29 protein-coding genes and 1 pseudogene are annotated in these 26,867 nt (G+C 42.0%); 11 read left to right on the plus strand and 19 right to left on the minus strand.

Features of this window, described 5'->3' with window-relative positions; genetic code table 11:
• Positions 1-250: 250 nt before the first annotated feature.
• Together nadD and V7K15_RS25320 are read left to right on the plus strand one after the other, a co-directional pair.
• Positions 251-877 carry a nicotinate (nicotinamide) nucleotide adenylyltransferase gene (gene nadD / locus V7K15_RS25315; RefSeq protein ID WP_334909994.1) on the plus strand — a complete coding sequence of 209 codons (627 nt, stop codon included), beginning with the start codon at positions 251-253 and terminating at the stop codon, positions 875-877.
• A 116-nt stretch (positions 878-993) separates the two neighbouring features.
• Positions 994-2,007: a type I glyceraldehyde-3-phosphate dehydrogenase gene (locus tag V7K15_RS25320; RefSeq protein WP_334909996.1), complete on the plus strand. Its 1,014-nt coding sequence runs from the start codon at positions 994-996 to the stop codon at positions 2,005-2,007.
• A 52-nt stretch (positions 2,008-2,059) separates the two neighbouring features.
• Here V7K15_RS25320 and thiL read toward each other — a convergent pair whose 3' ends face one another.
• Positions 2,060-3,103, minus strand: a complete 1,044-nt coding sequence (thiL, locus tag V7K15_RS25325; protein WP_334909998.1) for a thiamine-phosphate kinase — start codon at positions 3,101-3,103, stop codon at positions 2,060-2,062.
• A 130-nt stretch (positions 3,104-3,233) separates the two neighbouring features.
• Here thiL and V7K15_RS25330 point away from each other — a divergent pair, with 130 nt between their 5' ends.
• Positions 3,234-3,842 (plus strand): Uma2 family endonuclease, encoded by a 609-nt coding sequence (locus tag V7K15_RS25330; RefSeq protein ID WP_334910000.1) that lies wholly within the window; start codon positions 3,234-3,236, stop codon positions 3,840-3,842.
• Positions 3,843-3,887: 45 nt separating this feature from the next.
• On the opposite strand, the gene V7K15_RS25335 is transcribed toward V7K15_RS25330, so the two are convergent.
• On the minus strand, positions 3,888-4,994 hold the full coding sequence (locus tag V7K15_RS25335) for a peptidylprolyl isomerase (RefSeq protein ID WP_334910002.1): 1,107 nt from the start codon (positions 4,992-4,994) through the stop codon (positions 3,888-3,890).
• Positions 4,995-5,179: 185 nt separating this feature from the next.
• Here V7K15_RS25335 and efp point away from each other — a divergent pair, with 185 nt between their 5' ends.
• The 3 genes from efp to V7K15_RS25350 all read left to right on the plus strand — a co-directional run bounded on the left by efp (position 5,180) and on the right by V7K15_RS25350 (position 6,815).
• The gene (gene efp, locus V7K15_RS25340; protein WP_334910004.1) at positions 5,180-5,737 is read left to right on the plus strand and encodes an elongation factor P; all 558 of its coding nucleotides are present in this window, start codon (positions 5,180-5,182) and stop codon (positions 5,735-5,737) included.
• Positions 5,738-5,847: 110 nt separating this feature from the next.
• On the plus strand, positions 5,848-6,405 hold the full coding sequence (accB, locus tag V7K15_RS25345; protein WP_334910006.1) for an acetyl-CoA carboxylase biotin carboxyl carrier protein: 558 nt from the start codon (positions 5,848-5,850) through the stop codon (positions 6,403-6,405).
• A 62-nt stretch (positions 6,406-6,467) separates the two neighbouring features.
• Complete coding sequence (locus V7K15_RS25350; RefSeq protein ID WP_292795443.1) at positions 6,468-6,815, plus strand: ArsR/SmtB family transcription factor; 348 nt, start codon at positions 6,468-6,470, stop codon at positions 6,813-6,815.
• 71 nt (positions 6,816-6,886) lie between these two features.
• On the opposite strand, the gene V7K15_RS25355 is transcribed toward V7K15_RS25350, so the two are convergent.
• Both V7K15_RS25355 and V7K15_RS25360 read right to left on the minus strand, forming a co-directional pair.
• Complete coding sequence (locus V7K15_RS25355; RefSeq protein ID WP_334910008.1) at positions 6,887-7,501, minus strand: GerMN domain-containing protein; 615 nt, start codon at positions 7,499-7,501, stop codon at positions 6,887-6,889.
• Between the two features lie 295 nt (positions 7,502-7,796).
• The gene (locus V7K15_RS25360) at positions 7,797-9,611 is read right to left on the minus strand and encodes a proline--tRNA ligase (RefSeq protein ID WP_334910010.1); all 1,815 of its coding nucleotides are present in this window, start codon (positions 9,609-9,611) and stop codon (positions 7,797-7,799) included.
• A 736-nt stretch (positions 9,612-10,347) separates the two neighbouring features.
• Between V7K15_RS25360 and V7K15_RS25365 the strand changes: the two genes are divergently transcribed.
• The 3 genes and pseudogenes from V7K15_RS25365 to V7K15_RS25375 all read left to right on the plus strand — a co-directional run bounded on the left by V7K15_RS25365 (position 10,348) and on the right by V7K15_RS25375 (position 12,689).
• The gene (locus V7K15_RS25365) at positions 10,348-11,724 is read left to right on the plus strand and encodes a 1-acyl-sn-glycerol-3-phosphate acyltransferase (RefSeq protein WP_334910012.1); all 1,377 of its coding nucleotides are present in this window, start codon (positions 10,348-10,350) and stop codon (positions 11,722-11,724) included.
• A gap of 291 nt (positions 11,725-12,015) precedes the next feature.
• Positions 12,016-12,297 carry a FitA-like ribbon-helix-helix domain-containing protein gene (locus V7K15_RS25370; RefSeq protein WP_334910014.1) on the plus strand — a complete coding sequence of 94 codons (282 nt, stop codon included), beginning with the start codon at positions 12,016-12,018 and terminating at the stop codon, positions 12,295-12,297.
• Positions 12,261-12,689: pseudogene (locus tag V7K15_RS25375) on the plus strand (type II toxin-antitoxin system VapC family toxin). Before V7K15_RS25370 ends, V7K15_RS25375 begins: the two are co-directional and overlap by 37 nt.
• Positions 12,690-12,743: 54 nt before the next feature.
• On the opposite strand, the gene V7K15_RS25380 reads toward V7K15_RS25375, so the two are convergent.
• From V7K15_RS25380 to V7K15_RS25445, 14 genes are all read right to left on the minus strand, one after another.
• Complete coding sequence (locus V7K15_RS25380; protein WP_334910016.1) at positions 12,744-13,319, minus strand: Uma2 family endonuclease; 576 nt, start codon at positions 13,317-13,319, stop codon at positions 12,744-12,746.
• Between the two features lie 51 nt (positions 13,320-13,370).
• Positions 13,371-14,570, minus strand: coding sequence for a PD-(D/E)XK nuclease family protein (locus V7K15_RS25385; RefSeq protein ID WP_334910018.1), 1,200 nt, complete (start codon positions 14,568-14,570; stop codon positions 13,371-13,373).
• Positions 14,571-14,822: 252 nt separating this feature from the next.
• On the minus strand, positions 14,823-15,365 hold the full coding sequence (locus V7K15_RS25390; RefSeq protein ID WP_334910020.1) for a (2Fe-2S) ferredoxin domain-containing protein: 543 nt from the start codon (positions 15,363-15,365) through the stop codon (positions 14,823-14,825).
• A gap of 207 nt (positions 15,366-15,572) precedes the next feature.
• A complete protein-coding gene (gene nifT / locus V7K15_RS25395; protein WP_196516559.1) occupies positions 15,573-15,776 on the minus strand; it encodes a putative nitrogen fixation protein NifT in 204 nt (67 codons plus the stop codon).
• Positions 15,751-16,038, minus strand: coding sequence for a nitrogen fixation protein NifZ (locus V7K15_RS25400; RefSeq protein WP_334910023.1), 288 nt, complete (start codon positions 16,036-16,038; stop codon positions 15,751-15,753). The genes nifT and V7K15_RS25400 overlap by 26 nt, the downstream gene beginning before the upstream one ends.
• Positions 16,028-17,158, minus strand: a complete 1,131-nt coding sequence (nifV, locus tag V7K15_RS25405; protein ID WP_334910025.1) for a homocitrate synthase — start codon at positions 17,156-17,158, stop codon at positions 16,028-16,030. Before nifV ends, V7K15_RS25400 begins: the two co-directional genes overlap by 11 nt.
• 370 nt (positions 17,159-17,528) lie before the next feature.
• The gene (locus V7K15_RS25410; RefSeq protein ID WP_292795422.1) at positions 17,529-17,726 is read right to left on the minus strand and encodes a DUF2949 domain-containing protein; all 198 of its coding nucleotides are present in this window, start codon (positions 17,724-17,726) and stop codon (positions 17,529-17,531) included.
• A gap of 304 nt (positions 17,727-18,030) precedes the next feature.
• Entirely contained in the window at positions 18,031-18,273 is a 243-nt protein-coding gene (locus tag V7K15_RS25415) for an Asr1405/Asl0597 family protein (RefSeq protein ID WP_334910027.1), read from the minus strand.
• Positions 18,263-19,093, minus strand: a complete 831-nt coding sequence (gene cysE / locus V7K15_RS25420) for a serine O-acetyltransferase (protein WP_334910029.1) — start codon at positions 19,091-19,093, stop codon at positions 18,263-18,265. The genes V7K15_RS25415 and cysE overlap by 11 nt, the downstream gene beginning before the upstream one ends.
• A 1,322-nt stretch (positions 19,094-20,415) precedes the next feature.
• The gene (locus V7K15_RS25425; RefSeq protein WP_334910031.1) at positions 20,416-20,892 is read right to left on the minus strand and encodes a hypothetical protein; all 477 of its coding nucleotides are present in this window, start codon (positions 20,890-20,892) and stop codon (positions 20,416-20,418) included.
• 90 nt (positions 20,893-20,982) lie between these two features.
• Positions 20,983-21,426, minus strand: a complete 444-nt coding sequence (locus V7K15_RS25430) for an HNH endonuclease (RefSeq protein WP_334910033.1) — start codon at positions 21,424-21,426, stop codon at positions 20,983-20,985.
• A gap of 9 nt (positions 21,427-21,435) precedes the next feature.
• Positions 21,436-21,690, minus strand: coding sequence for a hypothetical protein (locus V7K15_RS25435; protein WP_334910035.1), 255 nt, complete (start codon positions 21,688-21,690; stop codon positions 21,436-21,438).
• 138 nt (positions 21,691-21,828) lie between these two features.
• Positions 21,829-23,868: a HEAT repeat domain-containing protein gene (locus tag V7K15_RS25440; RefSeq protein ID WP_334910037.1), complete on the minus strand. Its 2,040-nt coding sequence runs from the start codon at positions 23,866-23,868 to the stop codon at positions 21,829-21,831.
• 157 nt (positions 23,869-24,025) lie between these two features.
• Positions 24,026-24,991: an NAD(P)-dependent alcohol dehydrogenase gene (locus V7K15_RS25445; RefSeq protein WP_334910039.1), complete on the minus strand. Its 966-nt coding sequence runs from the start codon at positions 24,989-24,991 to the stop codon at positions 24,026-24,028.
• Between the two features lie 211 nt (positions 24,992-25,202).
• Between V7K15_RS25445 and V7K15_RS25450 the strand changes: the two genes are divergently transcribed.
• Together V7K15_RS25450 and V7K15_RS25455 are read left to right on the plus strand one after the other, a co-directional pair.
• Positions 25,203-25,625, plus strand: coding sequence for an element excision factor XisH family protein (locus V7K15_RS25450; protein ID WP_334910041.1), 423 nt, complete (start codon positions 25,203-25,205; stop codon positions 25,623-25,625).
• Positions 25,607-25,948, plus strand: a complete 342-nt coding sequence (locus tag V7K15_RS25455; RefSeq protein WP_334910043.1) for a XisI protein — start codon at positions 25,607-25,609, stop codon at positions 25,946-25,948. Before V7K15_RS25450 ends, V7K15_RS25455 begins: the two co-directional genes overlap by 19 nt.
• A 118-nt stretch (positions 25,949-26,066) precedes the next feature.
• Here the strand turns inward: V7K15_RS25455 and V7K15_RS25460 are convergent, their stop codons facing one another.
• The gene (locus V7K15_RS25460; RefSeq protein ID WP_334910045.1) at positions 26,067-26,645 is read right to left on the minus strand and encodes a Uma2 family endonuclease; all 579 of its coding nucleotides are present in this window, start codon (positions 26,643-26,645) and stop codon (positions 26,067-26,069) included.
• Positions 26,646-26,867: the final 222 nt, after the last annotated feature.

Below are 26,867 nucleotides of genomic sequence, written 5' to 3' on the forward strand. Positions count from 1 at the left end.
TTACCTTGGTTGGAGGTTTTTGCTATTTTTGAACTGTTGTTAAAATTATTCGGAAAATTTTGGCCGCATCGGGAAAGAAATTCTTGTAATGTCAAATACATATTTTTGGCTACCTTACTGGAATTGGCTACATAATACATTGTTTAGTGAAACTGATTTGAAATTGCATCAAGTCTAGGCGTCAATTGAGTACAATAGTACATTGGTAATGAAACTATTTTTCAATTGCATAAAACCCAGGCATAACTGGATGCAACAACTGGCAATTTTTGGTGGCACATTTAATCCAATTCATTGGGGACACCTGCTCGTAGGCGAGACAGCTTTGCATCAAGTATCCCTTGAAAAGGTAATTTGGGTGCCATCCCTAAATCCTCCTCACAAAGAAGCAGCTTTGTTTGAGCATCGTGTCCAAATGCTGCAATTAGCCATAAAAGATAACCCAGCGTTTACTGTCTCACTACTGGAGGCAAATCGCTCTGAGACTTCCTATGCCATTAACACCGTGATCGACTTATCTGCTTGTTACCCAAATACTCACTGGTACTGGATTGTGGGTTTGGATGCTTTCCAAACCTTACCCCGTTGGTATCGTGGACACGAACTAGCACAAATGTGTGATTGGTTAATCGCACCCCGACTGCTAGGTGGTGAGACTATAACTCAAAGCAAATTAATCTGCAAGCAAGTGGAGGAACAAATCAGGGAGCAGTCATATACCATTCACTGGCAACTCTTGGATATACCTTTAGTAGGAGTTTCGTCAAGTCTAATTCGCAAATTTTGCCACGAATGCCAGTCAATTCGTTATTTAGTCCCGGAATCGGTTAGATCATATATCACTAACAACAACCTCTATTCCCACAAATCTGAATAAATTATGTGTTTTTTTATTGATCTAACACTTTATGGTTAAGAGTCCTTCCCCCCTTTGCGATATGATTGGGGTCAACGATATCAACATATAAGCATAAATACAGAGGGCAAGACACTGTGATTAGAGTTGCAATCAACGGTTTCGGGCGGATTGGACGTAACTTTACGCGTTGCTGGGTGGGTAGAGAAAATAGTAAAATCGATCTTGTCGCTATTAATGACACATCAGACCCTAGAACTAATGCTCACCTGCTGAAGTATGACTCAATGCTAGGGAAGATTAAGGGTGCTGAGATTAGTGCCGATGATAACTCGATCATCGTTAACGGTAAGACCATTAAGTGCGTATCTGATCGCAACCCAGAAAAGTTACCCTGGAAAGATTGGGGAATTGACCTAATTATCGAAGCAACCGGGGTGTTTACTAGCAAAGAAGGAGCGCTCAAGCATGTGAAAGCTGGAGCCAAGAAAGTTCTGATTACCGCTCCTGGTAAAAACGAGGATGGTACTTTTGTAATTGGTGTGAATCATCACGACTATGACCACAACATACACCACATTATCAGTAACGCTAGCTGTACAACCAACTGCTTGGCACCGATCGCCAAGGTGTTGAATGATAAGTTCGGGATCATCAAAGGCACGATGACCACCACCCATAGTTATACAGGCGATCAGCGCTTGCTAGACGCTTCTCACCGAGATTTGCGACGGGCGAGGGCAGCAGCAATAAATATTGTACCCACCTCCACGGGTGCAGCAAAAGCAGTAGCGCTGGTTATCCCAGAGCTTAGAGGCAAGCTAAATGGCGTTGCCTTGCGTGTACCTACCCCGAACGTTTCAATGGTAGATTTCGTAGTTCAGGTTGAGAAGCGTACTATTACGGAAGAAGTTAACCAAGCTCTTAAAGATGCTGCTGAAGGTCCACTCAAAGGCATTTTGGATTATAGCGAACTAGAATTGGTATCGTCTGATTATCAAGGTCATGATGCTTCTTCGATTGTCGATGCCAACTTGACTTTTGTCTTAGGTAATGACTTAGTGAAAGTTATGGCGTGGTATGACAACGAGTGGGGTTATAGCCAACGAGTTTTGGATTTGGCTGAATTAGTAGCCGAGAAGTGGGAATAATTAAAAAGTTAGGAGTTAGGAGTTAGGAATTAAAACTTATAACTCATAACTTCTAACTCTTGAAGTGTTGAAATCCCTGGCTAAGACTCAGAACTTGGTCAGGAAGTTTTTTTTGTTCGTCGTGCAATAATACTGTTGATCCAGCTGTAATCCTGCCCACGATCGCAGCACCTTCACCAAGATGTTGCACTAAGGCTGATGCTAACTCTTGTGGCAAGCACAGCACTAATTCAAAGTCTTCGCCACCGTATAGAGCATATTCTAGCGCTTGGTCTTCTGTCAGCCAATGGTTAAAAGTTTTTGGTAAGGGAATTTGTCTGTGTTCTAGAACAGCGCCAACGCCACTGGCGCGGCAAATTTGGATAATCGCATCTGCCAAACCATCGCTGCTATCCATACCAGAAATGGGCATTGGGCATTGGGCATTGGGCATTGGGTATGGGGATGCTAAGATTTTCCAGAGGATTGGTAAGACATCTAATCGGGGCTGTGGGCGCTGGTGTGCGCGGATTAGAGCCGTCTTTTCTTCGTGGTTGAGGTCTTGTCGTACTTCGGGATGCAAGAGCAGTTCTAAGCCAGCACGGGAGGCTCCATGAACACCTGTAACGACGATCGCATCTCCGACAACAGCAGCAGAACGGCGGATAATTTGATGAGGGTGAACTTGACCAAAAGCAGTAATTGCCAGAGTGGTAACAGGCGATCGCACGACATCACCCCCGACAATTGAAGTATTGTATTTTTGCAGGCATTCTGTCATTCCCTGGTATAGTCGCTCAACCCAACTCACCCTAACTTCACCCGGAAGTCCCAACCCGACGGTGATTCCCAATGGCGAAGCACCCATTGCCGCTAAATCTGATAAATTGGCAGCAGCAGCTCGCCAACCAGCATCTTCTGGGGAAGTGGTGAGGTTGCTAAAATGTACGCCATCAACTAGCACATCTGTAGTCACTACTAAAGATTGCTCTGGTGCAGTCTCAATTACTGCGGCATCATCGCCAATAATTTCTGGAGGGCAGAAGCGCTGTAATCTTTCTAAAAGACCTTGTTCACCAATGTCTTTTACTTGTTGAGAAGATAATTCACTGTTCATTGGGCATTGGGCATTGGGCACTTGTACTGAGCGAAGCCGAAGTATTGGGCATTTCTCACCCTGCTTCTTTATCTCTCATTTCCCTCGCTTTACGATTTAAGATATGGGTATTGTTTAGGAGACAGTTGGGATGGTCAGTACACCAGTAACCAGCATCACCTTTGAGGAGTACTTAACCTATGATGATGGCAACGATTTTCATTATGAACTGGTGGATGGCAAGCTAGAGCTAATGAATCCACCGACTATTGAACATTTCCTGATTGTCGATTTTTTGGATACTGCCTTGAAAGCAGAAATCAAACGTTGTAATTCTACTTGGCTGTGTTTTCGGGTAAGTGGGGTGAGAACGGGTAGAAATAAATCTAGGTTGACTGATTTGTGTGTAGTGACAATAGAGCAAGCCAGAGAATTGTTGAATGCTTCAGCAGTATTTGAATCACCACCGTTACTAATTGTCGAGGTGGTTAGTCCTGAATCGGTGAAACGGGATTATCGTTATAAGCGATCGGAATATGCAGCCTTAGAGGTTACTGAATATTGGATTGTAGACCCACTGGAAGCGAAAATTTCGGTGTTAGTACTGGAAGATGGATTTTACGAAGAAACAGTTTTTACAGGGATTCAGCAAGTTGAATCGCGGACTTTTCCCGAATTAGCGATACCTGCGGCACACTTCGTGAACGCAGTTGATCAAGTGTTCACCGCCGGAAATCTGAATCAGGAGAGACGCGATTAATCGCGTCTGTACAAGAATTATTCTTCTCCTGTCCCCTGTGTCTTCTTATGCAGCTTTCGGTTCAACCAGATTTTCTATCCCCTGAACCACTTTTGCTGATTCGATTTTGTCACCCGCCTTCAGCTTATCCAAAACTTCTTTGCCCTCGGTGAGATAGCCAAAAACGGCATAACGACCATCCAATAGGTTGCGGCCGGCGGGCGTGAGTTCGGAGTCAAACAAAAAGAAGAAAAATTGTGATGAACCACCATTTACTTCACTTTCGGGACGAGCCATCACTACTGCACCAAAGGCAGAGAAAGGCAGAACTGGCATATCAAGGTAACGACCAGCTTCTTCTAAAGTAATGCCATAGGTAGGCGCTTTATCGCCCTGAACTAAGACTTCTAGGGGAATAGCGCGATATTTCCCCGTTGTTGGGTCTATGAAACCGACCTCTTTTCCAGCCGGATCTCCAGTTTGGAGAAAGTAAGATTCTTCAGAACGGGTAAACTCTAAGCCATTATAAAAACCCCTTTGTACCAAATCTACAAAATTCCCAGCAGTAACAGGGGCGCTGTAACCGTCTACTACCAGGGTCAAATCGCCTTTGTTAGTTTTCAATTCTACAGTGGCATGACCTTTTAATTGCGGCAGGTTACTATACTGGGCAGGCACTTCAAAGGGGAATTGTTTCACCATTGACTCTTCTAGCCGAGTAACGAGATTCAGCAGTTTAGCTCTATCTTGGAGAATTTGTTCTTTATCTTTGCTGTTCGCTAATTCTTGCAGTTTACCCACCCCAGATTTCAACTCGGTAATCCAAGCTTCGGCTTGGGGTTGGCGTTCTTCGGGAACGCTTGTTAAGATTTGGGAGGGTTTATCAAGAATGCGGGATGCTTTACTGATATCTTTGGAAATCGCACCCCACCGCCGATTAGCCCGCAGTTGGGCAGAGATGTCCTCTAAACTGGCTTGTAGTTGCCGCACAGGTTTGTTATCTATCGGGAGTGCATACCGCAACAAAGCCTTGCCGTCGGTAATTGCATTGCCGGCTGGTAGTGCGGCGCTACTGGAGGGAGTCCACCCAGCTGTAGTTATGCCTAAAAATATTGTTACCAGCAGTATTGCCATTAGGCTGTTCTTCAGCCAGGATTTTAATAAGTTAAGCATGGGATAACTCAAATGCAGTATTAAATTGTTGACTGGACGTAACCCATCAATAATCTTCCCATGTTAGGTGCTGAATGGAACAGAGGGGCGGAGGGATGAAGGACAAATTACTAATGACAAATGCCCAATGACGACCCTAGAAGGGTACAATAAATGCCGATTGTCTTCCAAAATTTGAAAGTTTCATGATCTCCAGTAACGACTTTCGACCCGGTGTTTCGATTGTATTAGATGGGTCTGTATGGCGAGTGCTTGAATTCCTGCACGTCAAGCCAGGCAAAGGTTCCGCCTTTGTCAGAACCAAACTCAGAAATGTCCAAAGTGGGAGTGTAATGGAAAAAACGTTCCGAGCAGGGGAATCGCTGCCGCAAGCCACCCTAGAAAAAAGCACCATGCAGCATACCTATAAAGAGGGCGATGAGTTCGTCTTTATGGATATGGAAACCTATGAAGAAGGTAGATTGACTCGTGCACAAATTGGCGATCGCGTCAAATACCTCAAGGAAGGTATGGAAGCCGAAGTAATCCGGTGGGGCGAACAGGTGCTAGGAGTAGAATTGCCTAAGTCTGTGATTCTGGAAGTTGTCCAAACAGATCCAGGTATAAAAGGTGACACTGCCACAGGTGGATCAAAACCAGCAACTCTGGAAACTGGTGCAATTGTGATGGTTCCTTTGTTTATCACCCAAGGAGAACGCATCAAAATTGATACTCAGGAAGATAAATATATCAGCAGGGAATAACTTTCATCTCTACGGAGATGTTTGCCCCCCGATTTAAATCCCTACATAGGGATTAAATCCTTGCCACACTTAAGATACTAATTTACGGATAGGTCGAGGTAATAAAAACTGTGCCATTGGACTTTAATGAAATCCGCCAACTACTGGCAACTATCGCACAAACAGATATTGCAGAAGTTACGCTCAAAAGCAATGACTTTGAACTAACAGTCCGTAAGGCTGTGAGCATCAGCAATCAGGTGTTACCGATAGGTCAAACGACCTTGGGCGGTGTGGTAGGTTCCGGCTTGACATCGGGTTCATCTTTGGGAAACCAGGGAACCCCAAGTCAGGTAACGGAGGTGTCCACAGGTCGCGTGTTTGAGAATACTGGGACTGGCACACAATTGCAGTTGCCAGTAAATCCTCCCTCAACGATTGACCAGAGATTAGTAGAAGTGCCTTCCCCAATGGTGGGAACATTTTATCGCGCTCCTGCGCCGGGTGAAGTGGCATTTGTGGAAGTAGGCGATCGCATCCGCAAGGGTCAAACAGTCTGTATCATTGAGGCGATGAAGCTGATGAATGAAATTGAAGCCGAAGTCTCTGGACAGGTGATGGAAATTCTCCTCCAAAATGGTGACGCTGTAGAATATGGTCAACCTTTGATGCGAATTAACCCTGATTAAGTATTAATGTATATATGAAATGAGTCATCGTTAAAACTTTCAGTCCTTGCGGGTTAATCCTGATGAAACAAACGTTGCCTTTACCACCAGAAGTGGTGCAACAAGTAGCTGAATACTTCAGCCTGTTAAGTGAGCCGATGCGCTTGCGACTGCTACACTTATTACGGGATGAAGAAAAATGCGTGCAAGAGTTGGTAGAGGCAACACAGACTTCTCAGGCAAATGTGTCAAAACACCTGAAGGTAATGTGGCAAGCAGGTATCCTTGGCCGCCGCAGTGAAGGAACTTGTGCCTATTACCGGGTGGAAGATGAAATGATTTTTGATTTGTGTAATCGGGTTTGCGATCGCCTTGCCACAAGGTTAGAAGAGCAAGCCCGTAATTTTCGTGTGTTAAATAGTAATCGGTAAGCTTAAATGAGTTATGAGTTAAAACTCCTCACTCCTGTACAGACGCGATTAATCGCGTCTCTCCTCCTTTTTTAAAGCGGATAATTTTTCTGAAAGCTTTCACGAGTTAGCGGTTGTTGTAACTCTACACCCTCACCGCCTAAAACATCCAACGGTTTGCCGTTCACGTCAATGTATACCTTGGCTTTGGGATTTAAAGTTGTCGCAGTATAAACAACTTGTCCCACGCGACCCATCATTGACGTGCTACCACCACCACTGGTAAAATCTTCGGATAAATTAACGTGAACCTCATCATTTTCGGCTTTCAGCCCCAACAATTTGGTTGTTTTGGGGATAGTTGTCGAATCTGTCCCTCCTGCCGGTGGTCCTGCTAACAAACTTTGGAAAGCTGCTTCTAAAGCTTGGTTGGGCTGTACAGAAGCTACTTTAACAGGCTGGGGAACCAAAGCAACATTTTTGTCCTTTGGTCTTAGCCAATAAACGTTAGCGGTTTGCTCATTACCTGGCTGCTTAGTTGATGGCTGTGCTGGCTGAACGATTCGCGCGGAGGGATTTGACGGCGCGGGAGTATTGGTGGAGTGTGAAGTAAACCAAGCTACACCGCCACCCACCGCTACAACCGCAGCTGATACGGCTGCAATTACGCCTGAAGAAATACGATTAGATCCTTGTTGGTCTTTCATGTTCAAAACCTTCCTGACTGAGGGCTGATATGCTAGTTGTGTGAGGAGCAGCCTGGTTAAGGACGATACTTACAAGTGGAGAGTTTCCCACAACCGGGAAATGCGATTATTTTTATTCTGTAAGTCGCTGATTCAATTTTAGAATTTTTACTTCTAATCCGTCACCTGCCAAATTATGTAAATCTCTTTCTTTGTGGAGATGATTGAGGAGTGAATTTATAACGCAAAGGAACGCAGAGGAACGCGGAGTATTTTTCACAAAAGTCCCTCGGCGAACCTATGCATCTTTTTGTGTTTAATTTTTACCCTCTATTGCTGCGGTAATCCACTGTTTTAGTGTTGTTGTAAGTTGATCAATGACAATTTCTTGCGATTTACGGGTGGCTCTTTCTACAACTTCGACTTTGCCATTAGCGATCGCACGTCCGGTTACAATTCTATAAGGTATGCCAATTAAGTCAGCGTCTTTAAATTTCACTCCCGCACGTTCGTCGCGGTCATCTAGTAGGGTTTCAATTCCAGCTTGATTCAGTTCTGTGTAAAGTTTTTGGGCGATTTCGACTTGTTGAGCATCCTTAATGTTAGGAATTGTGATGATCGCGTGGTAGGGTGCGATCGCAACTGGCCAAATAATCCCATCTTTATCGTAAGATTGCTCTACGGCAGCTTGTGCTAATCGTGACACACCTACACCAAAACAACCCATAAATAGCGGCTTTTCTTCACCCTGTTCGTTGGTATAAGTTGCTCCCATCGCATCGGAGTATTTAGTGCCTAATTGGAAGATGTGACCTGCTTCAATTCCACGGGCGCTTGCAAGAGTTTGTTCTAGGTTGTGGATGGCGCGATCGCCTGGTCTTGCCTTGCGTATATCTACTACATGGTTTGGTAACTTAAGTTGCTCAACCCAATTAGCCCCAACTACGTGATAGCCAGCTTCATTTGCACCTGTAACAAAGTTTTTTAAATCAACGGCTGTTTGATCCACCAAGCGCAAAAACTTGGGATGAATCTGTTTATTGGCGCTAATATACTCATCGGCAATATCTGGCGCAATGTAGCCTAAAGGTAGAGATTTAGCTGTCCATGCTTCCTGGGCTTCTAGATTTGGTACATTTAAACTAATAATCGTTTTAGCACCATATTCAGAAGCTAGTTTGGTCAATTGATTTTGCAACTTGACTTCATTAACTTCCTGATCGCCTCGGATGCTCACCAGAACCAATACCGTTATACCATTATCATAAACTGTCTGATAAAGGACATTTTTCACTAATTGAGTGGGAGAACAGTTGAGGAGTTGACAGACTTTTTCAATGGTTTCTGTTCCAGGTGTATCGCGTTTCTCATAGCTTGTAAACCGTGAAGGTTCAGCGTCAATTGGTAAAGAAACAGCCTTTTCTACGTTAGCGGCGTATTTCCCATCCTGAGTGTAGAGAACTTCATCTTCACCAGCTTCTGCCAAAATCATAAATTCTGTGGAACCAGAACCACCAATTGCACCAGAATCAGCTTCCACTGCCCGAAAAGCTAAACCAGAACGCCGCAGGATATTGCTGTAGGCTTTATACATATCCTGGTAAGTTTCTTTGAGACTGGCTTCATCGGCATGGAAAGAGTAGCCGTCCTTCATGATAAATTCCCGTCCGCGCATCAAACCAAAACGGGGACGAATTTCATCGCGGAATTTGGTTTGAATTTGGTAGAGATGTAGTGGTAATTGGCGATAAGAGCGAATCATATCACGAGCGATCGCTGTAATAACTTCCTCATGAGTTGGGCCTAATCCTAATTGTTGCTCACGGCGGTCGATTAGGGAAAACATAATCCCCTCAGCTTTGGTGTAAGTGTCCCAGCGTCCCGATTCCTTCCATAAATCAGCCGGTTGCAATTGTGGTAGGAGACATTCTTGTGCGCCTGTAGCGTTCATTTCTTCCCGCACAACCTGGGAAACTTTTTGCAGCACCCGCCACATTAAAGGCAAATAAGCATAAATACCGCTACCGATGCGACGAATGTAACCCGCACGGAGTAATAATTTATGGCTAGGAATCTCAGCATCAGCTGGATCATCCCGCAGTGTAACGAATAACATTTGTGAAAGTCGCATCGTTTATTTCCTTTCCAGAATCACTAATTTGTTTATAAACCACTAGGCGACTATAAATCGCGGACACACAAACTTTCGTCCGCCTGGGCGGACTAAGAAGGTATCCTAGTTTTTAAACCTGCGTGGTGTGCGAAGCGCAAGCGCGATCAGCATTTTACAGCCGTTAAGATATGGCATCATATAATTTTTGCAACTAATTTTTGCAACTATTTAATCTAGGTCTAGGTTATGAGTCCTCTGACATTAAAACTAGACACCGTTAACCTAAGTGACGAACAATTTTATCACTGTGGAAGCCCGAAATCTGCCCACACAATTATCGAGTGAAGATGTATTGCCAAGATTTAGCTTGAGTCTATCCTGTTATTGATATTTACAAGTGTTGCTAAACCTCCACTATCTGCCAACGCTTTCCATCGCAGCAGTAAATGGGAGTATCTCATCTTTCGTAAAAAGCCTTGTAAAACCTCACCCCAACCCTCTCCTTACTAAGGAGAGGGAGCAAAAATTTTGTTTCTCATCTGGTATATTTGCAACACTTAGATGCTCCCCAGAAAATAGTCTATAAGTCTGCGTAGATGCGCTTCATTAAAATAATTCGTAATAACGTTCATAGACTCGCTACCGCTACGCTAACGTAACTCGTAATGTCGGGGCATTTTACAGCCGTTAAGATATCTTAAAAGAAATAACCACCGGGCGATTAGAAATCGCAGCATCTTTAGGAGAAACTACTTTGGCAAATGTAATTTATCAAGCACAGGCACCCTTAGAATTTATTCCTCCGGCGTTTAACCCCTTATTTTTACAAGTTGTCCAGCTTTTATTACCAACTTACATTAACTGGCAAACAGCCATTACCCAAATTGAAGCAGACAACGTAGAGGTTCTGGTGGATCTTTATCGCCAGTTTCAGGATGGTAAGATCCGTTTTATGTTGGCATTTCGCCATCCGAAAACAGATGATCCATTTTGTTTGAGCTACTTGTTTTCTCAGCTCGTGCCGAAGGTAGCGCGATCGCAAGGTAGAATGCTACAACTTCCGATTCACGCTCATTTTATCTACGATCGCGGCATTCCTCTCTGGGCAGGTTCTTATGTAGGTTGGATTGCTTCTCGTTTAGGTGCTACTCCGATTCAGCGCGGTAAGGCTGACTGGACGGGGTTACGTTCGGCGCGTGACTTGTTCGCCAATGGGAAATTCCCGATGGCGGCTGCGCCAGAAGGTGCAACCAATGGTTTATCAGAGAATATTAGCCCTCTAGAACCTGGTATCGCCCAATTAGGCTTTTGGTGTGCTGAAGATTTGCAAAAAGCTGGACGCGACGAACAGGTTCTAATTGTACCAGTCGGGATTAAATATAGTTACGTTGATGCTCCTTGGGATGCGATCGCAAATCTTTTAAGTGAATTGGAAGCGGCTAGTGGTTTACCTGTGAATCCACCAGAACTTGCTTCTGTGGAGTCGCTTTATCCCCGGTTGTTGACTTTGGCAGAACATTTACTTTCGTTGATGGAAAAATTTTACACGCGGTTCTATCATCAAAAACTGGCAGATGCCAAAACAGTAGAGATCGAAGATAGAAACGAAGCGTTAGCAGTTCGTTTACAAGCTTTATTAAATGCGGCGCTACAAATATCAGAACAGTATTTTGATTTGCAGGCAAAAGGTAGTTTAAGGGATCGGTGTCAGCGAGTAGAACAAGCAGGTTGGAATTATATATTTAGAGAAGATTTTAAGGATGTAAAAGGAGTATCTGCTGTAGAGAAAGCTTTAGGCGATCGCGTTGCGGAAGAAGCGAATGCGCGGATGTGGCACATGCGTTTAGTAGAAAGTTTTGTAGCCGTTTCTGGTAATTATATTCGTGAAAATCCAACGGCAGAAAGGTTTGCAGAGACAACTTTAATTTTATGGCAGATGATTACTAAAATCAAAGGCGATAAAGCTGTGCGGCGTCCGCAATTGGGTAAGCAAAAAGTCAAAATTACTGTGGGTGAACCCATATCTATTTCTGAGCGTTACTCGGCGTATCAAGGGAATCGTTTGGCTGCTAGACAAGCTGTTGCTGATGTGACAAATGATTTGCAACACGCCTTGGAAAGATTGATTTAAGAAGGACGGAGAGGACAATTGCTTCAGATACCTCAAATTTTATGTTTCTATATATACAATAAAGTTTAGAGGATGTATCGTTTTCTGATTACCTGCAAGTATCTCTTATCCGTCATTCTTAAAGGAGCTAAAAAAAACAGATCCTCAGAAATCAGCATTGCTTGTTAAGCTTTATCATAGCCTGATGGATAAAAGTCTTTTACCAACTCTGCAAGATATTCGGAATTTTGCATCAGATTAGCAAGTATACTCCTTATAATAAGATTGACATAAAAATGCTATCAATTGATTATGAATAATATTAGTATATCTAATCTTGATGATGACATCAAATCTCGTTTAAAAAAACGAGCGGAAAAACATGGTTGTTCTCTCGAAGAAGAAGCTAGAGAAATTATTCGTATGGCTTTAATAGAAAATCATGAACAGCCCTTAAACCTAGCTACTCTGATTGAGAAGCGTTTTGTGAATTTGGGAGACTTTGAATTACCGGAAATTCCTAGAGAACCTATTCGCACCGTATCAACGTTTGAAGAATTATTATTCTTGATACAAATGTGTTGTCAGAATTAATGAAACCTAAAAACTCTGAACTAGTTCGTAATTGGGCTGCTCAACAATCGTTAATGAGTCTGTTTACCACAACAATTACTCAAGCAGAAATTCTGTATGGTATAGCCTTAGTTCCTGCGGGAAAACGACGAGATGAACTTAGTCAAGCAGCACAACTGATGTTCTCAGAAGATTTCGCTGGGCGTGTTCTCCCTTTTGATCAAGCTGCTGCTGTCGCTTTTGCTAATATTGCGTCTCAAAGAAGACATAATGGTACTCCTATTTCCTAAGCCGATGCTCAGATTGCAGCTATTTGTTACACTCATGCAGCAACTATAGCAACACGCAACTTTTCTGACTTTGAAGGGTGTGGTATTTCTATTATTAATCCTTGGGAAGTCTTCAAAACATAGAGGTGTGGAACGTAGATAGGCAGTGGTTTGTCATTAGACATTGCCTCTCATACATTAACCTGGAAATACTTTAGATAAATCCAGAACTAAATTAGGAAAATATGGCAGACTAAGTGATTCATTTTGCAGAAAAATTAACTTGCGGCGATAACCAAATTTACCTTGTAAATCTTTATAAGGTTCGCTGTAAGATTCTAGGTAGTTATCTACTAAATTAAATATCCAATAGTCGGAAATACCAGCTTCTGCATAAACAGATAATTTTACATCTTGGTCATATTTTAAAGTGGAATTAGAAATTTCAATTACCAGCAATACATCAGATGGGCTAGGATGAGCTTCTAAATAGTCATCAGTACGATTTCGGACAATGACTAGATCGGGTTCGGGTTCGCTGTCATCAGGTATAATAATTGGTTCTTGTCCTCGAAGAATCGCCTTTTCTAGAACCAGCTTGAACAACTCCCGATATAAGCGGGTGCTGCAAACAGAATGTGGTGTACCTTTTGCTGCCATCTGGATTATTTCACCCTTAATTAGCTCTACTCGGTCATTCTCCTCAAAGAAGCCAAGTTCAGCTAGACGGTGATATTCAGCGATAGTAAAGCGTTTAGCGGTGGTAAGGCTCATAACAACTACGAGAATGCAGACTTAATTTTATCTTAATATAGCTATAACTGATTAAACTCCACCGATAGAAGATGATAAGATATCTAGCTCTTCTTCTTTATCAGGTTCTGTAGCTTCTTCTATAGTTACACCCTTCCAAGGAAAGTCAGAATATTGTTCTTGAACCGTTTTTAATTCTTTTATTGAGTCTTTGAAAAATAATTTAATAGCAGATAAATGGTCTTTTTCAGATATAAATTCTTGTAGGCTTTTTTGATAAAATATAGCTGACCATGCTGGCAAAATTGTTAAATTAGCAGGAGTCCAGATATTGGGTTTATCGTTAATTACTTTCTGCATTGATTTAATAATTTTTGGACGTTCTCCAAAATTCGGAGAAACCTGCAAAAATATACCTAGATATGGATAATCAGTTAAATTACTTGCATTTAAATTGAAGTATCCAAGACCGCACCATAAATCCCATTTTCTGCTAGATAAACTAGTGCCAATTATATATCTATTTTTAGATTTCCACTGATAAAAGCTATCCAGTTCAGATTTATTGACACCTTCAAAAGCTTGCTTGAATTCTTTTTTAACTTCTTCACTGAGAGTTGATTCCATGAGATTGAGAGTTTTGTTAAAATTTACCATTGTCAATAAGTCAACTGATGAAAACTGATTATTCTGAGACATTCTGTTATTCCTCATAAAAATTAATATTTCTTGAGCTAAGATATCAGATGTGCGTTCTTTTAAGAAGCTATAAAACTGATACCACCTGAGTTGGAAAAAATTTACCTTGGGTGATAACTCAAGGCAATATTCTTTGATTGCTGGTTTTGGATCATAATCATATTGTTTGAGTTCATCTTTTGGGTCATAATCACGGGTGATGTAAATTAAAATTCGATGTCTGACATTTGGTAAATTACTCAAAATATCAGCATATTTTCTTAAAGCATTATTTCCATCCTTAGCGCCAATTTTTGATTCAAGAAATATTACATCTGTATTTAAACCAGTTGAAAGTTCAACCGCAATATCAAGTCTGCTATCCTCTGGATGGGTTTCAAGTTTTTTGTGTTCTTGTTGAGTTGAAATCTTGATGCTGGAATAATTATCATCACTAATGATTGAGTGATGTTTTAGCCAACCAAGTAAAATATCATTATTCAGGGACAAAAAATAAGCAATTATCTCAGTAAAAAAATCTTCACGCGGTTTATTTCCTAAATGCAGATTGAGTAAATTGGTAAACAAAGACATTTATTTTTAAGTATTTAAGGTAATTCCAAAAAAGTTATACATAATAACTAAGTTTGTAGTCCTGCTTGAACAAGACTACACAAAACTTTTATAAGTTCTGTTTGTATTCGTTATTACTAGGGTTGCAGCAGTTATAACTTAGCCGATCGCAGTTTGACAAGAGTGCTATATAAAGAATATTTACAACAAATAGGGGTAAAATTTTACCCCTACAAAATTGTGTATTATTTGAAGAATAGCTAGAGAAGGTTATTATTCTGTTAAGTGACTTTCTAGCAAAGATGCGATCGCATCGGTAGGAATATTCTTGTATTTCTTTTTACCAATCTGTAAAACACAGTTGGGGGCGCTGCTACAGCATTTTTGGCAACTAGTATGTTCAATGGTAACTTTGTCTGACAAACCGCGATCGCACAAAGTTTTTTCTAATTCTGATAATAACCCTTTACCACCACGTTTGAGGCAACCAGGCTTTTGACATACCATAATCCTCGCTTTGGTTTGAGGTGGTAAATCTTGATTTGGACACGCATCAATTGGTGTCACCCGATAGGCTTTTATTTTAATTTTACTTGTGCGCGAGTCTACCTTACTATGACCACAAACGCGAATTTGCTGACCAGGAACTAAGGATAAGCTTAGAGAACGGCGCAATTCTTTAGGCAGTTTAATTTCCACATTTCCAGATGGAACTGCCAATTGCAAGTATTTATATTTTCCTGGTTCACCACCAACAAAACCTAATAACTGTCCTTCAAGGTTCAATTCTGATAAAGTCAAATACTTGTCACCCATGATTGATAAATAGTTAGGAGGGGAGAATTAAAAGTTAGGAGTTAAAAGCGATGCCCTGAGCCTGTCGTTCGCGTGGTCACTGAGCAGCGCCGTTGGCGTAGCCTCTCGTAGAGAAGTGCAGCGTCTCGTAGAGAAGGGTTAGGAGTTAGGAGTTAAAAATCATATATCATAACTCATCACTCCTAACTCATCACTACTACAGCACTTTTAAGCGAGGCGTTTAGCTTCTACAGTTTTGGGTAAATTGGCTGCATCTGGCAATTCACTAAATTCCAATTCCCAACCATTTGCTAGGGTGAGAATCTTACCATCATTTCCATCGGTTTGTTTGACGACTTCTTCTTCCAGGTCTTTTTTAGCAACGTAAACTACTAAAGTGCCGGCGTCATTCATGCGTAGCATTACTTTCATGAGATTCCTCAACAGATTCTAGTTCTTTTTTCATACAGCCGACGACGAACCCTGTTTCTAAGAAATGCACAGCATAGATATAGGAACTCTGCAAATATGTGCCTATACTCGATATGTAGCCGATATCTCCCTTGTTTACTAAAACTTGGCCGACTTCCTTACCAGGAAAAGTACCATCGTTTTTGAGCAGTTTACGAACTCTTACTTTTTCACCAATTTCAAAAGCAGGTGGCAAGTTTAGTTCTAATTCATCACGTTGCATGAGAATACCTCTGTTCTCTGACCAAATTTAATAGTTCTTCTGTCGTCAAACTGCGTTTTTTCTGTACCGATTTATGGCGCACTGCATCTAAAACAGACTGGGTTTCTTGGGGGTTCAAGAAAATTCCATGCTGCTCTAGCAAGTTTGAAACCAAATGCCGTCCAGAATGTTTACCTAATACTAAACGCCGTTCCCAACCCACCTCTTCAGGAGCAAATGGTTCGTAGGTAATGGGGTTTTGCAGTACTCCGTGAGCATGGATGCCAGATTCGTGAGCAAAGGTATTTTCGCCCACGATCGCTTTCCAGGGTGGTACACTAGCACCTGATGCGGCTGCAACTAGTTGAGACAGTTCCAGCAAACTGGGAGTGTTGATGCCCAAATCAACGCCGTAGATGCGTTTGATCGCCATGACAACTTCTTCTAAAGCTGCATTTCCCGCCCTTTCACCCAATCCGTTGACTGTGGTATTCACTGATGAGGCTCCGGCTTTGATACCCGCAAGGGCATTGGCAGTTGCCATACCAAAATCATTATGCGTGTGGATTTCTAGGGGAATCGTCAACGCTGAAACCAGCCTTTGGACTTTTGTATAGGTGGTGAAGGGGTCGAGAACTCCTACGGTATCGCAGAAGCGGAAGCGGGATGCACCCCATTCTTGGGCATAAAGCGCTACATCTAAGAGGAAGTTTTCATCCGCCCTAGAAGAATCTTCTCCGCCAACTGCTACCCAAAGACCTTGATCGAGGGCAAAGTTGATTGAGTCTTTAAGTTTTTGTAAACTTACTCGCCACTGACCATGAAATTTAGTGGCAATTTGGATACCAGAGACGGGAATCGCAATATGCACCCGGTTCAGACCGCAAGCGATAGAAGCCTTAATATCTGAGATGACGGCGCGGTTCCAGCCCAGGAGTTTTGCTTGTAAACCCAAGTCAGAAATTGCGGCGATCGCACGTATTTCTTCGTCACCCATTGCCGGTATACCAACTTCTAATTCGGGAATACCAATGGCATCGAGAAACTTAGCGATCGCTACTTTTTCTTCTAGGGTAAAAGCAACACCTGCTGCTTGTTCGCCATCACGTAATGTAGTGTCATTAATTATGATTTGATTCATTGCAAATATCCCTCTTCTGGAAGTATTCTTAATATCCGTTCTCTCTACAATCCCTAGTGATGGTAAATGCTAAAAATATCACAATTCATAATGTAGGATACATGATCCTTAATTATTGCCCGATTATTAGCATCACATCTGTATGGCAGGGAACTAAAACCATGTATATTTTTTTAATCGCTTTTACCGATGTCAGTTGAAATTTGTTCGAGTAGCAATGAACTAATATAACTATTAGCAAATCCTGAACAAAGTAATACACAGAATCCAGCAATTAAGGATGTAATCATCTTAGAAACCTCAGATTTTCTAGAGCATTGGGGTGTAATTTAGGCAGTAATGGGACTCAAAGCTAATGGGTAAAAATTAGCTAACTTTGTTCTGCTAGCCAATCAAAAATCTTTCCTAGCTGCTCCAAATCAACTAAACCATATTGCCAGAGGAGCATCGGTAGTGGACCATTTTCTAATTCTCGGTGTCGGAGAGCTACAGCAATATCAGCATTTGAAAGTTCAAGTTCATTGTGCAAAAAATTGAGGAGTTTTATATTTCTGTTACGAGTCGCCATAATTGAACTTTAAACTTCTTAATTTGGAAAATAATTAAAAATCAGAAACTCCAATTTTATTTGGTAATTTCGCCTTCTTAATTGTTGCTATATGTCAGGAAAACTTCAGATTTAGTAGACTAAACAAAATCTAAAACTCGGTTAATCTCTCTCAGTCTGCAACAAAATCTGCTAAGGGACAGTAGCTTCAACTTCTAAACCTATTCGAGATTTGTGCATCTATGAACAAAACGGATGAAATGCAGTGATTTCGTCATGACTTCAAGATTAATGTTGTCTTGAACAGACGCGATTAATCGCGTCTCTACCGATCACTGTAATGCCAGCAACGCTCTAGCCACTCTAATAATTCGTGACGAGAAGCAAGAAGTTGCATAAGTGTACTGCGAATTAGAATTACTTCTAACAAATTGTTCACTTGCACTCGTAAAGAACCATCAGGGGGACAAGAACTCTTAATTTTTAACTCTTGCAAACGGTGATAGATTCGCCAGCGATCGCTCAAAGGAATCTGCAAAACTTGATCGCCTAAAGTGTTATTTGTCATTTGTCCTTTGTCCTACCCTGCGGGAAGCCGCTGGCGCGTCTATGTCAGTTGTCATTTGCAAATGACTCTTGACTTCTAAAGTTTGCAGTTGTTTTTCAAGTTGTTCAATGCGCGAGAGCAAAGAACGAATTACGGTTGCTTCCATATCGGGTAGCTTTCCATGTTTTAAAGGAGAAAGGCTGGCGCTTTCATTCCGAGAAATAATTCGGCCGGGAACTCCGACAACTGTGCGATCGCTAGGTACATTTTGCAAAACAACCGAACCTGCACCAATACGGACGCGATCGCCAATTTCTAAATTACCTAAAACTTTCGCACCCGCCCCGATCACTGCATTTTTGCCCACTGTCGGATGACGCTTACCGCTTTCTTTACCAGTTCCGCCAAGGGTGACACCCTGATAAATTAATGTGTAATCACCGACGATCGCAGTTTCGCCAATCACAACACCCATTCCGTGGTCGATAAATACGCCCTGACCAATCTCTGCGCCTGGGTGAATTTCAATTCCGGTGAAAAATCGCCCCAAATGAGAAATTAAGCGAGGGATAAAACCCACACCTCGACAATGTAACCAGTGAGCCAGACGATGCAAACATAGTGCGTGCAATCCTGGGTAGCAAAACACCACTTCTAGCCAATTACGTGCTGCTGGATCGCGCTCAAAAATAATCCGAAAATCACTCAATAATGGCTCAAAAAAAACGCCAGAGAGTAGATTTTTCAGCATGGATGTATGTGCAGAATCCTGCGTTTTGGTAGTCTGGCGTAGGCGCAGCCCGTCGCAGACATCGCTCATACTGTCTAAAGACTGTTGCATCGGTAATGTCTATCTGGTTGAAAGAGCTATATGCTATTTTTATGCTTATATCAGGCGACTTCCAACTAGACAGGAAACCCAATGTTGATTGGATTTATTGGATTGATTAAGGTTGTACTCAAACGCCAAAACCCCGACTCAAGATAAACTTAAAATTCGTCTTGGGGTAGGGGTGCTAGTATTTAATCATGGGGGTACTAGTATTTTTGGGTCAGGGTTTAAGAATTTCTGTACTCGCTACAAGAAACTTTATCTGTAAGCTTTTGCAAACATTTAGTCAAGATATTTTGCAATATATTAAGCTGTACTCAGATGCACTCAAATATGAGTTATATGAGAATAAAACTCAATTTTTTGTATATCCTACTACTATTACTATCTTATTATTTGGTTAGGGGAATAACAGCTTTCTTTATTTTCTTTTAGGATTTGTTGTCTGTATGTATGCATACGTTTGCAAATATAGTTATAGCTCATAGTGAATATCTTATTATATAGATGTGTGGAAGTTGCGATGCCTTCTCTACGAGAGGCTAACGGCAAGCCGCTTCTCTACGAGACGCTCCGCGAACGCCTCTACGCGAAAACTGAGCATTTTAATTTTCGAGATTGATTCATCCAGTTCAAAAGACTTCTTGCATAAATCAAAGAAAGAACCCCACCCCGCCTTTGACTTACGTCAAAGTCTCCCCTCCCCGCAAGCGGGGAGGGGCTGAGGGTGGGGTGTTAGGGGACTTTTGCAAGAGGTCTAAAGACTCGTTGACGGAGTTCTGAGGTGGATTCATCCAGTTCAAAGACTCGTTGACGGAGTTCTGAGGTGGATTCATCCAGTTCAAAGACTCATTAACGGAGTTCTGAGGTGGATTCATCCAGTTCAAAGACTCGTTGACGGAGTTCTAAGGTGGATTCATCCAGTTCAAAGACTCGTTAACGGAGTTCTAAGGTGGATTCATCCAGTTCAAAGACTCGTTAACGGAGTTCTAAGGTGGATTCATCCAGTTCAAAGACTCGTTGACGGAGTTCTGAGGTGGATTCATCCAGTTCAAAGACTCGTTGACGGAGTTCTGAGGTGGATAAACAAAGTAGGGGTATACATTTGTACGCCCCTACAGCCAATTTATTTATAGCGCTTCTGAGTTGACTCCAATAAAGACCTAACCCCCAACCCCTTCCCTACAAGGGAAGGGGAGCAAGATTCAAAGCCTCTCTCCTTTTAGGAGAGAGATTTGGAGAGAGGTCAAAGTGTATTGCATACAACGAGAAGCGGTATATTGCAAAGATTTTTTAAAATGATATGAGACTCGTCGACAAGTATTAAATTATCAAGAGACAGAAATTTTAGCAGATTTGCCTCTACCAATAGCCTTAAAACGTTCGCCCAACTGTTCAGCGACAGTTTTTAAGCCTGGAGTCTTTTTTGATGCAGTCTTCACGTAATCATAAACTGTCAAACTGCTAGTCATAGCTTCACTACCGACTGCCATTAGGGTATCATCTACCTGTTCGGTGAGTTGCTGCATTGAGATTAAAAGTTCAGTGAGCGCAGTGGCTAACTGATAATCCCGAACCAGTTCTGCAACGTCAAAAGTGGCTGGAAGAATTTCGCGGTTAGACTGAGCAGCAGTGACGCTATTGTTTACAAAAGCTAGGCTTTTATCGCCCATTTTTACTAACTTGCGCCGTTCTTGTGTGCTGAGAGTAATCAGAAAGGGCAGCTTTTTTTGGACTGTCTGTAGCGCGGCTTTAATTTCTTGGATATCTTGTGGCGAAAGGGCGGCGGCGATATTTTGATAGGCCATTATGTCTTTACCTTGGTAGTTCTAACGGTGAAGTAGCAATCGTTGCTAAGTATAGAGTTCCCATTTGTCAGCGCGATCGCACATCATAACCTATTTATTTATCTGTTTTAGCGCCGATGCTGAGGGATATTGACCAGATGCGATTAAAGCTTGTCGCTCTAGAAGGCTTTCATCACCGTTAAAATCTAGAATGCGTGCTGTCACTTCTCCAATATCTGTAAGATGTTGAATTACAGCCTCATCTAGCCGAAAATGCTCACCCCAAAAGTCTCTGCGTGGGTTAAAAAACCGCACAAGTTCGCCAGTTTGCCAATTAATTGACCCCAAATCCGTCCCTTTTTGCAGGTTACAGAAGATACAGGCATAGCAGAGATTGTCTGCTGTTGTAGCGCCACCGTGTTTAACGCTGATGATATGGTCAACTTGACAACCTGATGATCTATCTACTTCGGAGACGAGACAGTACTCGCAAATATGCTCGGCGCGAGATGCAACTAAACGTCGCAATTCTACATTAATATATGGACGAGACATTTTGAATACTTACTTAGGGTTAATGTACTGATAAGCTTTTGCTTTTGCCAAAGTCATAATATGCTCTAGCGTGAGGAAATGATCTAACTCTCGCTGGTCACTTCCATTAAGACCTTCAGTTTTTGCTCGATAAACCAGTTCCTCTAAACGGTCTTTAGCTGCATCCGAGAGTTTGAAATCTATAACACTTTGGGGAGTGGTTCCAGTAGCAATAAACTCTATAATTTCGTCGTAAACTTTGGTGGTATTTACAGATGTAGTCATGAGATTACCTATTTTTATTTAATTTTACTGATTTACATGGCATAAGCAGAAAGCCCTCATGTAGAGACGCGATTTATCGCGTCTGAAAGACTGGCACGTTAGACGCGATAAATCGCCGTCTCTACAGGAATATTCTCGTCAATTATTGCTTAATTGTGCCAACTTCTTCTGAGCATACTCCCGCACTTGCTCATCTAGGTCATTTTTGGCGCGATCGCGCAACAGTGGTAAAGTCTGGTGATGCTGAGGATATTGCTTGATAATTATCTCTAGTGCTGTTTGACGCGGGTTTGTTTCAATATATTCATCTTTAGTACGTTGAAAGGGGTCGTTGAGCGTAATATCATGGAAAAATTCAAACATACTAGATTGATCCTTCCATCCCTTTACTAATTCTTCTAAAGCTTGACATCGTACAGTCCAGCAATCATCATTTTGAGCGCATTGTTTGAGAAATGGTAAAGTAACAGAGTCTTTTTTAAAATGCCGTGCTAATGCTTCCACTGCTTGGTATCGTGTATAATCATATTCATCCTTAGAAGCTGTAGTTATTAACCAAAGTAGCGTTTCAGGATCTTCTTTAAAATACCGCGCTACTGCTTCTACTGCTGCTTGTATATTTATCTCACCTTCATGCTTCATAGCGTCATTCTTTAACCAAGACAGAGTGTTAGGATCATCTTTAAAATTCCGTGCTAATGTTACCACCGCAACATATTGCACTATATCCTCAGAATTAAAAGCAAGTTTTTTAAGCGTGGGAAGGGTATCTAGATGTTCTTTCCAATTTCTCGCTTTATCAACTGCATCGGTAAAAGTTAACTCATGCCAACGGTTGATAAAATCCTGAATTTGTTCTGAGTCTAAATCTTGTAATGTGAAGTGGCGAAACCCAGCATTAAGCAATCGTTGCGGTTTATAGCCAATAATCCGAGAAGTGACAATTACCTGCACATCAGGATATTCATTAGTAAAGCGATGAATATCAGTAATTACATCCTCTCGCTTACCAGGGTCAAATACCTCATCCAAACCATCAAACATCACTAAGGCATTACCAGCTTTTAACTTTTTATCTAGTTCAAGCTGATTTAGATGATGAATTGCACCACTACAGTTATGAAAGAATTCTAGAAAATTATTGCACTCTTTATCTTCCCGTCGCCGCATATAAGTGCGTAATTCAATTAGCAACGGAATTGGTAATGATATAACATTATCAAGTGGTGACTCAGCCCAATTCAAAGCCAGAAATTGCAACAATGTAGACTTACCAGAACCAGGATCACCCAAAATCACAAGATATTTATAATCTTGCTTTTTATTGACAACATCTAAGACTGAAAGTATCGGCTGTTCAAAATCAACCCGTTTGTGGCGTTTTAATTCTTCTAATTCAACTTCTGCTTCTACTTCTACTTGTCCACTTCCTCGCAGCCGTCTCAGATGTTCTTTAGGCAGTTCGTGAACTTGTGCTAAAACTTGATGATCTTCCCGGACATTTTGAGCAATAAAAATCCGCCATAATTTAAGTTCGTTATAGGCATAGCCGCTAGTATCTAAGCTATCTAACTTCAGATTGCCATAGCGTTCACGGATTCCTTCTTGATATTTAACTAAATTAAAATCTACAATAACACCAGCAATTTCTTTTGTATTTGTTTCAATATCAGATAACTTTTGTAATTCTAGGATATGGTGTAATTCTTTTGAATCTAAAAGAAGTTCTTGGACTTGTGTAAAATACTGTTCTGTAATTGATTGCCAGTTAAACTTAGATGGCAGAGCTTTTAATTGCAGCCTGTTCCAACTATCTTCTAGGGTTTTAGCATCTAGAGATTCACAATTAATATCAAAAGCCTTACCAAGAATTTCTGTAACCAACTTATCGCTGATAAATTTCTGGATGTCTTGGGTGTACTCTTTGATCTCACTTTCAGCAAGTTTGCAACGAACCTTTAACTGCTGCTGCATGAGTTGCAAGAATTCCTTTAACGCTTTACCAGCAGCAATTTCTATGTCTTCTGGCTTAAGTTTCTGGACAATCTTGCCAGGGATGCCTTTTAATAAATCTTTAGCCCAATCTTTAGCAGCATCCTTGGCTAAGTCTTCCAGAATGGGTTTAAAAATAAACCCGGCGGCCTGAGTTACACCCCAAATAGCTAACCAGTCCAGCATAATACTCGCTTCTGTTGAGAGTTTGATTACGAGTATATACACTAGCTTGAGTAATGTCTTCGACTTTCAGAGTTATTGTAGAAACATCTTACACGATCGCACTTAACCCTATATCCCGCCTGGAAATTCATTACCAGGCGATTGTTGGGACTAGCAATCAATTGGAAACCGCGATGTCTACGACCGGCTGCGCGATCGCAATTTTCCCCACTGCACGCCCAGTTTCGCTATAACTATGAGCCGCCGCGAGTTCTTGTAAGGGATATGTGCGATCAATCACCACACGAATTTTACCCGCTTCAATCAATTCTTTGACATAAATTAAATCTTGAGTGTTGGGTTTTTGCAGGATAAATTTCGCTTTTTGACCGGGAAGGAACGCTGTTAAGACGCTCTCTAACAAGACTTCCGGGCTAGGTAACGTCGTGATATAAACTCCGTTGGGTTTGAGGACTCTTTTGGTTTGAGAGAGCGATCGCTTACCCACTGCATCAAAGATAATGTCATACTGCGCTGTATCTTCGGTGAAATCTTGCTGCGTATAATCAATCACGCGGTCTGCTAAAAGAGATTTCACCAAATCCAAGTTTTTAGTACTGCTAACTCCCGTCACCACTGCCCCTAAAGCCTTAGCAATTTGCACTGCAAAAATCCCCACACCGCCCGCAGCCCCATTAATCAAAACAGTTTGTCCTGTTTGAATATTCCCTTGATCTCGCAGTGCTTGCAAAGCCGTAAGTGCTGCTAAAGGCACAGCCGCAGCTTCTTCATCAGAAAGGTTCGTTGGTTTGAGAGCCACCAAATTTTCTGGAACGGCTGCAAATTCCGCGTAACCTCCTCCAGGAAAGCTAGTACTGCCATAAATAGCATCTCCTGGTTTAAAACGTGTGACACCAGAGCCAACCGCCACGACTTCTCCGGCCACATCAAACCCCAAAATCTTCGGGAATTTGCTGCCGGTAATCAAACTCAACATGCCTTGGCGAATTTTCCAATCAATGGGATTAACGCTACTGGCACGAACTTTCACAAGTAACTGCATTGGCTCAATTTTCGGCTGTTCCACGTCTTCATACTGCAACACCTCAGCCGCGCCATACCGACGGATAACCACTGCTTTCATCGCATTCCTCCTGCTACCCTGTTTTGCTGAATGAACTCAGACAGCTTATGACTACAGTGTAGCGATGTCTACGACGGGCTGTGACGCTCGTTCAACGCCAAAGAGCGTCTCCCCAACTCTTGGAGACGCTCCTTGGCGTTGGGAGAAGACTCGCTATCGGTGACGCATGGGACTTACTAAAATAAAAATATCAGTCTAAAACTGCACCTGTATGCCAGCTAGAGACATCTATCACAACAATGTCAAAAATGCTTTGATTAAAGACAAATGGACAATTACTCATGACCCACTGACTCTTAAGTTTGGTAAAAAAGACTTGTATGTTGATTTAGGTGCTAGACAATTGTTCGCGGCACAAAAAGCAGAATACAAGATCGCAGTTGAGATTAAAAGTTTTATGGGAAGATCAGATGTTGATGATTTAGAAAAAGCATTAGGTCAGTATATTTTATATCAGGATATATTGACTGAGCTGGAGCCAGAGCGAATGTTGTATCTTGCGGTACCTAACAGAGTTTTTGATGATTTGTTTGAAGAACCGATTGGCAAACTGTTGCTGAAAAATCGCCGTTTAAAGCTGATTACCTTTGATCCAAAACAGGAGGTCATCAAACAATGGATCACACCCACTTAGACCACTATCGCCAGGTGATTGAAACTATCCTTAGTGAATATGCTTCACTGATTTATTCCTATGCGGATATTCAATCGGAAGTGGTGTTTGATCGAAGGCGCGATCGCTATTTGTGGATGGATCTAGGTTGGGATAGCGATCGCCGCATTCATGGCTGTCTGGTTCATATTGACCTGATTGATGGCAAAATCTGGATTCAACGGGATGGCACTGAAGAAGGCATTGCCGCCGATTTAGAACGGGCTGGAATTCCTAAAGAACATATCGTACTTGGGTTTCGTCCACCGGAGTTAAGACCCTACACTGGCTATGCAGTTGCTTGATAGCGATGCCTTCTCTACCAGACGCTACGCGTAGCTTGCTTCCCGTTCGCGTAGCGTCTCCGACAGGAGAAAGGTATGGCGGGCGATCGCCAACGCTCTGTGAGAAAACACATTCTGTTTATTCTTCTGTCGTAAATACAACACTTTCATACACCAGTTCAATCGGACATTCAAATTCAATGCTCGATAGAGTGATGATATCGTAAGCCGTGTAGAGATAGTAAAGCCACATCCTACCCTCACCCCGACAGTAACGCTCGACGGAGATTTTTTCTGAGTCAATCAAGATATACTCCTGCAAACTGGGAATTGTCAGATAATAAGTAAATTTTTCACCCCGATCTTTAGCGCTTGTACCTGGGGAAAGAACTTCGACAATTAGCTTGGGATGTTGAATAAATTTGCGGGCATTTAGGTCTTGAGGGTCACAACTGACAATAACATCAGGATAATAGTAGCGGCTCTGGGGAGTGAGTTGCATTTTCACGTCTAACACATTCACTCGACAACCCCTGGAATGCAAATGGGGGCGTAAGGCAGTGTACAAGTTAAGTGCAATGTCGTTATGGGGAATTGTACCGCCTGTCATGGCAAATACTTCGCCATTGGCATATTCGTAGCGAAAGTCTTGCTGAGGTTCCCATTCGAGATATTCCTCAACGGTCATTTTTGGCAATTCTTGCGGGATGGCTACCATATACTAAGATTTTTTTAGCTTGGTTTGATTGTAGCTTTTAAATCTCTCTCCTAAAAGGCTACCGTGTACACACAAGTCTCTGTTGACGCAATTTACGGTTTATCGAATAGCCCAAAGAAACCTCACCCTGGTTTTGCTTGTGTAAAACCTGTCCCTCTCCTTACTAAGGAGAGGGATTAAAGTCAGGACAGGGTGAGGTTTTTCTTTTGTTTTGGGTAATTC

Origin of the sequence: Nostoc sp. (assembly GCF_036919815.1) — a bacterium.
In the GTDB taxonomy this organism is placed as follows: Bacteria; Cyanobacteriota; Cyanobacteriia; order Cyanobacteriales; family Nostocaceae; genus Nostoc.

Coding starts and splice junctions, on each gene's coding strand:
- V7K15_RS25380 (WP_334910016.1), bottom strand. CDS start 13,319: ATGAGCCTTACCACCGCTAAACGCTTTACTATCGCTGAATATCACCGT.
- nifT (WP_196516559.1), bottom strand. CDS start 15,776: ATGAAAGTAATGCTACGCATGAATGACGCCGGCACTTTAGTAGTTTAC.
- V7K15_RS25390 (WP_334910020.1), bottom strand. CDS start 15,365: ATGGGTGACAAGTATTTGACTTTATCAGAATTGAACCTTGAAGGACAG.
- V7K15_RS25415 (WP_334910027.1), bottom strand. CDS start 18,273: ATGACAAATAACACTTTAGGCGATCAAGTTTTGCAGATTCCTTTGAGC.
- V7K15_RS25435 (WP_334910035.1), bottom strand. CDS start 21,690: ATGACTACATCTGTAAATACCACCAAAGTTTACGACGAAATTATAGAG.
- V7K15_RS25400 (WP_334910023.1), bottom strand. CDS start 16,038: ATGCAACGTGATGAATTAGAACTAAACTTGCCACCTGCTTTTGAAATT.
- V7K15_RS25360 (WP_334910010.1), bottom strand. CDS start 9,611: ATGCGACTTTCACAAATGTTATTCGTTACACTGCGGGATGATCCAGCT.
- thiL (WP_334909998.1), bottom strand. CDS start 3,103: ATGAACAGTGAATTATCTTCTCAACAAGTAAAAGACATTGGTGAACAA.
- V7K15_RS25385 (WP_334910018.1), bottom strand. CDS start 14,570: ATGTCTTTGTTTACCAATTTACTCAATCTGCATTTAGGAAATAAACCG.
- nadD (WP_334909994.1), top strand. CDS start 251: ATGCAACAACTGGCAATTTTTGGTGGCACATTTAATCCAATTCATTGG.
- V7K15_RS25410 (WP_292795422.1), bottom strand. CDS start 17,726: ATGGCGACTCGTAACAGAAATATAAAACTCCTCAATTTTTTGCACAAT.
- V7K15_RS25460 (WP_334910045.1), bottom strand. CDS start 26,645: ATGGTAGCCATCCCGCAAGAATTGCCAAAAATGACCGTTGAGGAATAT.
- V7K15_RS25335 (WP_334910002.1), bottom strand. CDS start 4,994: ATGCTTAACTTATTAAAATCCTGGCTGAAGAACAGCCTAATGGCAATA.
- V7K15_RS25330 (WP_334910000.1), top strand. CDS start 3,234: ATGGTCAGTACACCAGTAACCAGCATCACCTTTGAGGAGTACTTAACC.
- efp (WP_334910004.1), top strand. CDS start 5,180: ATGATCTCCAGTAACGACTTTCGACCCGGTGTTTCGATTGTATTAGAT.
- V7K15_RS25445 (WP_334910039.1), bottom strand. CDS start 24,991: ATGAAAGCAGTGGTTATCCGTCGGTATGGCGCGGCTGAGGTGTTGCAG.
- V7K15_RS25350 (WP_292795443.1), top strand. CDS start 6,468: ATGAAACAAACGTTGCCTTTACCACCAGAAGTGGTGCAACAAGTAGCT.
- V7K15_RS25450 (WP_334910041.1), top strand. CDS start 25,203: ATGCCAGCTAGAGACATCTATCACAACAATGTCAAAAATGCTTTGATT.
- V7K15_RS25430 (WP_334910033.1), bottom strand. CDS start 21,426: ATGTCTCGTCCATATATTAATGTAGAATTGCGACGTTTAGTTGCATCT.
- V7K15_RS25425 (WP_334910031.1), bottom strand. CDS start 20,892: ATGGCCTATCAAAATATCGCCGCCGCCCTTTCGCCACAAGATATCCAA.
- nifV (WP_334910025.1), bottom strand. CDS start 17,158: ATGAATCAAATCATAATTAATGACACTACATTACGTGATGGCGAACAA.
- V7K15_RS25355 (WP_334910008.1), bottom strand. CDS start 7,501: ATGAAAGACCAACAAGGATCTAATCGTATTTCTTCAGGCGTAATTGCA.
- cysE (WP_334910029.1), bottom strand. CDS start 19,093: ATGCAACAGTCTTTAGACAGTATGAGCGATGTCTGCGACGGGCTGCGC.
- V7K15_RS25455 (WP_334910043.1), top strand. CDS start 25,607: ATGGATCACACCCACTTAGACCACTATCGCCAGGTGATTGAAACTATC.
- V7K15_RS25440 (WP_334910037.1), bottom strand. CDS start 23,868: ATGCTGGACTGGTTAGCTATTTGGGGTGTAACTCAGGCCGCCGGGTTT.
- V7K15_RS25370 (WP_334910014.1), top strand. CDS start 12,016: ATGAATAATATTAGTATATCTAATCTTGATGATGACATCAAATCTCGT.